Here is a 6,157-nt window from a genome sequence, read left to right on the forward strand (position 1 = left end):
TCTGAAGATGGTACTGTATATGAACTCAATTGAATTCCTCCTTATTACAAGAAATCCAATCATAATAGTATGATAAAAAGGCCCTTTTATCTTCTAAAAAATATATTTTATACTTACAAATGCTATTATGAATGGTTTCATTCCTTTTTTGAAGAACGCACTTTAAAGTACGATAGGCACTAAAAAGTAACATAGTCACTTTTTGGTACCGTACTACTCACTTGCTTCTCACATGTGCTATTATGAAACATATTTAACATGATAAAAAGTACGTACTTTAAAGTGCTATAGGTACTAAAAAGGAACATTTGTATTATTAAGCTTACTTTACTCATAAAAGGAGGGTTTCATATGAAAAAATACAATATTCCTGTAGAGGCGACTTTAGAGGTTATCGGTGGAAAATGGAAGGTTGTTATCCTTTGTCATCTAACGAAAGGCACAAAAAGAACGAGTGAACTAAAACGTTTAATGCCTGGTATTACACAAAAAATGTTAACTCAGCAATTACGCGAATTAGAGGACGACGGGGTCATTCAAAGAAAAGTCTACAACCAAGTCCCGCCAAAAGTAGAATACTCCCTTACTGATTACGGTTGGTCTTTAGAATCAATTCTTGACTCTCTTTGTACTTGGGGCGAATGTCATCTTGAAAAAGAAGGTAATACATCGATGCTAATTGCAGAAGGTGAATAATAGGAAAAAGGAAAAAACGAACATGAATTTGTTCGTTTTTTCCTTTTTTTCTATATATATATGTACATTTCTAACTAAAACAAAATATTTTATACGCTTTCATACCTTGTCAGCACTAGGTTATACACTCAATATCAAATAATTAGGAATCATTTTTATGTTAACATAGGTGCATATAGTATATAATATAGGATATATATTATATACACTTTCCGGTAGCGGAGCTTTTCCATTATGCGGACAAGCCATGTATCGGACAGTTCATAAACAATAGGTAAGAAAATGTGGTTTTAGATCTATGTCAGCTTGTTTGCTGCCATATATTTAAAGGCATTTTATTGTGTTTTGTGAAACTTTGCATAAAGTTTCGTAAACGTTTACTATCTTACTTATAAAAAATAAGAGTATTGCTATCGTAAAGGAGAATTGGAGATGCCAGAAACTATGACTCAAACAAAGCCAGAACAAGAAACTGTACAAATTTCTGCTAGCCAAGGACAACTTGATGTACTTGATCAGTTGTTAAAACCTGAGGTACAAGAATCATTAACAACACTAGTAGAACAGCTTCCAAAATTAACTGAGCTTGTTAACATTTTAACTAAGTCTTATGACTTCGCTCAAACTGTTGCTACTGATGAAGTATTAAAAAGCGACACTGTTGGTGCAATTACAGAGCTTGTAGAACCTGTAAAAGATACAGTGAAAAGCATGGCTGCAACTGCAATCGAAGCGAAAGATCGTGCTGACGAAAGTACTGAAGTTATCGGCCTATTCGGTCTATTAAAATTACTAAAAGATCCACAAGCACAAAAAATGTTCCGCTTTGTGAACGCATATCTTCAAATTAGTGCAGAACGTAACAATAAATAATTTAACTTATAACAACAATTAGTAAAGACGGGGGATATCATACTATGTCAAAACAAATTGTCATCTTAGGCGCTGGTTATGGCGGTCTTCTTGCCGCTTTAAACGTACGTAAATATTACAGCAAATCAGAAGCACAAGTTACAGTGATTAACCAATACCCAACACACCAAATCATCACTGAACTACACCGCCTTGCAGCTGGTAACGTTGCTGAGCAAGCAATTGCAATGCCACTTACAAAGCTTTTCAAAGGCAAAGATATCGATCTTAAAATCGCAACAGTTGAGTCATTCTCTGTTGATAGCAAAGAAATCAAACTAGCTGGCGGCACTACTTTATCTTACGATGCACTTGTAGTTGCTTTAGGAAGTAAAACTGCTTACTTCGGTATTCCAGGACTAGAAGAAAACAGCATGGTATTAAAATCTGCTGCTGATGCAAACAAAATCTACAAACACGTTGAAGACCGTATTCGTGAATACGCGAAAACGAAAAACGAAGCTGATGCTACAATCGTAATCGGTGGTGGCGGATTAACTGGCGTTGAGCTAGTTGGTGAGCTTGCTGACATTATGCCTAAACTTGCAAAAAGCCACGGCGTAAATCCAAAAGAAGTTAAACTTCTTCTTGTTGAAGCAGGTCCAAAAATCCTTCCAGTATTACCAGACCACTTAATCGAACGTGCAACTACTAGCCTAGAAGCACGCGGTGTTACATTCTTAACAGGTCTTCCTGTAACAAACGTTGCTGGCAATGAGATCGACTTAAAAGACGGTCAAAAACTTGTTGCTAACACATTCGTTTGGACAGGTGGCGTACAAGGTAACCCATTAATCGGTGAATCAGGTCTTGAAGTTAACCGTGGTCGTGCAACAGTTGATGCATACCTGCAATCTACTTCTCACAAAGACGTATTCGTTGCTGGAGACAGCGCTGTTGTCTTCTCTCCAGACGGTCGTCCATACCCACCAACTGCACAAATCGCTTGGCAAATGGGTGAGTTAATTGGATACAACTTATACGCAGCACTAGAAGGCAAAGCATTCGAAGAGTTCGCACCTGTAAACTCTGGAACACTTGCTAGTCTAGGACGTAAAGATGCGGTTGCTACAATTGGAGCAAGCAATACTCCACTTAAAGGCTTACCAGCATCATTAATGAAAGAAGCAAGTAACGTTCGTTACTTATCACACATTAAAGGTCTATTCAGCTTAGCTTACTAAGCTGAATATAAGCCCGAATCATGCCCTGCATGGTTCGGGCTATTTTTATCCCGCATTAACGGGCAGTAAAACCTCCACCTTAAAATCCAGTGAATGCAGGGATGAAGTCGGAAGATTAACTGCCCGTAAAAGCCCGATTGGTTCAACTAATAATCAGTGGGGAGGAACAACCCCCCACTGATTAAAGTTTCACTTTATCCGTAATTTTCTCTAACTTATATATTCGGCAGAAGAATAATATAACCCTTTTAATTATCTAAATTTACTGATTATTTTATGTCTAAATTGTGTATATGAAAGGGGTGGAAGTATTCTTCCTACTCCCACCCCTTTCACACAAACTATTCTCCTAATTTCACAAGGCTGTAGTTCTTCTTCCCTTTACGAATAATAATAAATCTTCCATCAAATGAATTTTCTACAGTAACATCCGTACCCACATCTGTTACTTTCTCACCATTCATAGAAATCGCACCATTATTAATGTCCTCGCGTGCTTGTCGTCTGGATGGTTCAATTCCTAAATCAACTAGCCACTCTACAATATTTTTTGTCTCTTTTGAAGAATGGAACGTTGGCATTTCTTTAAAACCTTGTTCAATTTCATCAGCTGTTAACGATTTAATATCTCCGCTAAATAACGCTGCTGTAATTTTCTCAGCTTGTAATAACGCCTCTTCTCCATGAACGAATTTCGTCATTTCTTCCGCTAGCACTTTTTGCGCTTCACGTTTATGAGGCTCGGCTTCTACCTTCGCTGCTAATTCATCAATACGCTCTTTCTTTAAGAACGTAAAGTATTTCAAGTATTTAATTACGTCACGGTCATCTGTATTTACCCAGAACTGGTAAAATTCAAACGGTGTCGTTTTTTCAGGATCAAGCCAAACTGCACCACCTGCTGATTTACCAAACTTCGTACCGTCCGATTTTAATAATAACGGAATCGTTAATCCGAATACTTTAGCCTCATGACCTTCTAACTTACGAATTAAATCTAAACCACTCGTAATATTTCCCCATTGGTCACTACCACCAATTTGAAGTTGAACATCCTCTTTCGTGTATAAATGGTGAAAATCCATCGCTTGCAAAATTTGATATGTGAATTCTGTGAAAGAAATACCTGTATCTAAGCGGCTTGCTACAATATCCTTCGCTAACATGCTATTGATGCTAAAGTTTTTCCCGTAATCACGTAAAAACTCAATAATATTTATTTCATGTGTCCAATCATAGTTATTTACCATCTTCACTTCGCTATTTCCACCAAAATCAAATAGCTTTTTCATTTGTGCTGTTAACGCATCTACATTATGCTGAACCACTTCTAACGTTTGAAGTTGACGCTCTGATTGTCGTCCACTCGGATCACCAATTGTTCCTGTTGCCCCGCCAATTAAAATAACAGGATGATGGCCAGCTAATTGGAATCTCTTCATCATCATAAACGGAATCAAATGTCCGATATGCATACTATCACCAGTTGGATCAACTCCGCAGTATAGTGAAATCTTTTTCTCTTCTACTAGCTTACGTAAGCCTTCTTCGTCAGTCTGCTGATTAACGGCGCCGCGCCATTCTAATTCATCAATAATATTCATCTTTTGTCATCCCCTTTATTTTTTAAAAACAAAAAAGCCCCTATGTCTACGATAGACATAGGGACGATTATTCACCGTGTTACCACCCAGTTTGCATAAATAGCATAGCTACTCATACCACTCTTAGCAATAATATCGATTGCTAGTCCGCTTAGCATTACCTAAGATACTCCAGAGTGTAATTCGCAAGTTTGTTTGTGCTAGGTTCCAGCAACCCCTAGCTCTCTCGTTAACAGTGACAAACTGCTACTGGGCTCTTTCAACGTATGTTATTTGTTAAATTATTAGCCATTATATTGAATTGAAAACAAATTGTCAACAATACCCAAATATTATTTTAAAATAATTCATATCTTCATACGTATTTCGTTATTCCTTATCTTCTCCAATAATCCTTACTTCTCGCTCTAACTTCACGCCAAATTTCTCTTCAACTGTCTTTTGTACGAAGTGAATTAAATCGATGTAATCTTGTGCTGTTCCGTTATCAACATTCACCATAAATCCAGCATGCTTTAAAGAAACTTCTACTCCACCAATTCGCTTACCTTGTAGTCCTGAGTCTTGAATCAACTTACCAGCAAAGTTATTTGGTGGGCGCTTAAATACGCTACCACAAGAAGGGTATTCTAGAGGCTGTTTTGACTCACGCTTAAACGTTAAATCATCCATTTTTGCTTTAATTTCTTCACGTACACCTTCTTCAAGTTCAAATCTCGCTTCAAGAATAATGTAATGGTTGTTCGCAAATACACTCTTACGATATCCAAATTCAAATGCTTCTTTCGTCAAAGTACGTAGCTCTCCATCACCTGTCATTACGACAGCTTCTGTTAATACAAACGAAATTTCACCGCCGTATGCACCAGCATTCATATATAATGCTCCGCCAACTGAACCTGGAATACCACAAGCAAACTCAAGACCCGTTAAATTATGATCTAATGCAATGCGTGATACATCAATAATTGCTGCGCCACACTGTGCTACAATCGTCGTTCCTGTTACAGTAACACCTGTAATATGAATTAAACTTACTGTAATCCCGCGAATTCCACCATCTTTAATAATGACATTCGATCCATTTCCTAAAAACGTAACTGAAATATTATATTCGTTCGCATATTTGATAACTTCTTGAATTTCATCATAATTTGTAGGCGCAACGAAAACATCTGCTTTTCCGCCAACTTTAATATGCGTATGATTCTTTAACATTTCATCTTGTTTAACATGTCCTTCAGGCAATACCGTACTTAAATATTTATAAACCTCTTGCATATTCATTTTACGATTCCTCTATTTCTATATTCATTTTATCCCGTTATACGGGCCCATAATATCCCCACGTACATGAAAGAACCTAAAGTGGTGGATACAGTGTACCCAAAATCAATTCGAGACACCTATAAACCTCTTAATTTATAAGAGGTGCCACTCATATTAAAATATATATTGCATAATAAAGCAACCCAAATGGACTACTAAACTTGACATGTCATCAGAAAGACAACAATTTGTAAAATATGTGACTTTTTCAAAACACTATCCCTCAGTATCTTACTATACCATACAAAAAGAAAGTGGTATTTTTTTGTACTTTTTACTTTATTTACATCAATGAAAAAAGAGCACATTCCACAGAATGTGTGAACTGCACCCCAATTGTTAGACACAGTCTAACAATTGGAGGTGCAGTTTTTCTATGGCTAAATTTACAGCTGATGAAAAAATACAAATCGTTCTACGTTATTTGAACGG

5 protein-coding genes and 1 other annotated feature are annotated in these 6,157 nt (G+C 36.8%); of the genes, 3 read left to right on the forward strand and 2 right to left on the reverse strand.

What is annotated here, in order from left to right:
* Window positions 1-351: 351 nt before the first annotated feature.
* The 3 genes from MR167_RS29845 to MR167_RS29855 all read left to right on the forward strand — a co-directional run bounded on the left by MR167_RS29845 (window position 352) and on the right by MR167_RS29855 (window position 2,792).
* A complete protein-coding gene (locus MR167_RS29845) occupies window positions 352-696 on the forward strand; it encodes a winged helix-turn-helix transcriptional regulator (protein WP_000760473.1) in 345 nt (114 codons plus the stop codon).
* Between the two features lie 432 nt (window positions 697-1,128).
* Window positions 1,129-1,569: a DUF1641 domain-containing protein gene (locus tag MR167_RS29850; protein WP_001115310.1), complete on the forward strand. Its 441-nt coding sequence runs from the start codon at window positions 1,129-1,131 to the stop codon at window positions 1,567-1,569.
* A gap of 44 nt (window positions 1,570-1,613) precedes the next feature.
* Window positions 1,614-2,792 (forward strand): NAD(P)/FAD-dependent oxidoreductase, encoded by a 1,179-nt coding sequence (locus tag MR167_RS29855; protein ID WP_000043197.1) that lies wholly within the window; start codon window positions 1,614-1,616, stop codon window positions 2,790-2,792.
* Window positions 2,793-3,133: 341 nt separating this feature from the next.
* Here MR167_RS29855 and tyrS read toward each other — a convergent pair whose 3' ends face one another.
* Both tyrS and murB read right to left on the reverse strand, forming a co-directional pair.
* A complete protein-coding gene (tyrS, locus tag MR167_RS29860) occupies window positions 3,134-4,396 on the reverse strand; it encodes a tyrosine--tRNA ligase (protein ID WP_106081652.1) in 1,263 nt (420 codons plus the stop codon).
* 56 nt (window positions 4,397-4,452) lie between these two features.
* Window positions 4,453-4,668 (reverse strand) — a binding site (T-box leader).
* 97 nt (window positions 4,669-4,765) lie between these two features.
* The gene (gene murB / locus MR167_RS29865) at window positions 4,766-5,683 is read right to left on the reverse strand and encodes a UDP-N-acetylmuramate dehydrogenase (protein WP_242316120.1); all 918 of its coding nucleotides are present in this window, start codon (window positions 5,681-5,683) and stop codon (window positions 4,766-4,768) included.
* Between the last annotated feature and the right edge of the window lie 474 nt (window positions 5,684-6,157).

The organism is Bacillus cereus group sp. BfR-BA-01355 (genome assembly GCF_022663675.1).
In the GTDB taxonomy this organism is placed as follows: Bacteria; Bacillota; Bacilli; order Bacillales; family Bacillaceae_G; genus Bacillus_A; species Bacillus_A thuringiensis_S.